The sequence below is a fragment of the Limnohabitans sp. 2KL-51 genome, from assembly GCF_003063645.1.
Taxonomy (GTDB): Bacteria; Pseudomonadota; Gammaproteobacteria; order Burkholderiales; family Burkholderiaceae_C; genus Limnohabitans_A.
In genome coordinates this window covers 1-1,455 of sequence record NZ_NESJ01000052.1, presented here as the reverse complement: position 1 = coordinate 1,455, position 1,455 = coordinate 1, and the positions used below count along the sequence as shown (strand labels likewise).

General features: G+C 60.1%; 1 protein-coding gene. It reads right to left on the bottom strand.

Going from position 1 to position 1,455, the window contains the following annotated elements:
• Positions 1-1,455 (bottom strand): autotransporter-associated beta strand repeat-containing protein (locus B9Z49_RS21335; protein WP_199225141.1); only part of this gene is annotated, 1,455 nt, incomplete at both ends.

Here is a 1,455-nt window from a genome sequence, read left to right as displayed (position 1 = left end):
CCGGGCCAAGTTCAGCGCTCCACCTGCAAAACCAATGGTGTTGGTGTTGCCAGTGTTCAATGTCAGACCGCCCAATGCGTTGCTTGAACCCAGTGCCAAGGTGCCGGCATTCAAGGTGGTGGCACCGGAGTAGGTGTTGGCACCGCTCAAAGTGAAAGTGCCACTGCCTTGTTTGGTCAAGCCACCCGTACCGTCAATGACGCCAGCAAATGTGGTGCTGTTCGCATCGCCAGCAGTCAATGTGTAGGACCCCAGCGTCACCGTGGTGCCTGCCACCCCGGCAAGCGAGCCCACGGTTTCGTTGGCGTTGAGCGTCAACTTTGCGCCCGCCGTGTCCAAGATCACTGCGCTGGTGTCGGCAATGGCGCTGCCGCCCGACAAGGCCAGTGTGCCTGCGCTCACCGTGGTGGAACCTGTGTAGGTGTTGGCGCCACTGAGGGTAAGGATGCCTGCGCCCAACTGGGTGATGGCCCCGGTGCCACTGATCACGCCAGCAAAAGAATAGTCGTTGGAGCGATTGAAACTGAGCGTTGCATTGTTGAGCACGTCGCCCGTGATGCTGCCGCTGCTGCTGGTGCTGCTGCCGCCCGCGCCCAACTGCAAGGTGCCCGCGCTGATGGTGGTGCCGCCGTCGTAAGTGTTGGTGCCTAAGAGTGTCAGCGTACCCAACCCCAGCTTGGTCAGGCTGGAGCCGCTGCTGGTCAGCGCACTTTGCAGCGTCACGCTCTGGCCGTTGGTGTCGATGCTGAACAATTGATTGGCATCGCTTGAGAATCTGCTGGAGTAGTCTGTGGTGTTGACGGCGGTGTACTGCAAGGTGCCGCCGGTAAAGCTGATGCTTGCGCTGCTGCCCAGCGCACCGACCGAGGCCAAAGAGAGCGTGCCGCTGGCGATCTCATACTTGGAAGACAGGGTCCCATCGACCATGGTGTTTGCGCCGCTGAGCGTGAGCGTTCCTGCACCTTGCTTGATTAACTGGGTGCCCGATAAATCGCTGGCGAGTGTGACGCTCTGGCCGTTGGTATCGATCTTGATGATTTGATTGACAGCGCGTATGAATCTGCTGGAGTAGTCAGATCTGTTGCTGCTCGAGAACTGCAGCGCGCCACCTGCAAAACCAATGGTGTTGGTGTTGCCAGTGATCAATGTCAGACCACCCAATGCGTCGCTTGAACCCAGTGCCAAGGTGCCAGCATTCAATTGGGTGGCACCTGAGTAGGTGTTGGCACCGCTCAAAGTGAAAGTGCCGCTGCCTTGTTTGGTCAAACCGCCTGTGCCGCCCATCGCACCGGCAAATGTAGTGCTGTTCGCATCGCCCGTGGTCAGTGTGCGCGACCCCAGCGTCACCGTGGTGCCTGCCACCCCGGCGAGCGAGCCCACGGCTTCGTTGGCGTTGAGCGTCAAATTCGCGCCCGCCGTGCTCAAGATCACTGCGCTGGTGTCGGCCACGGCGCT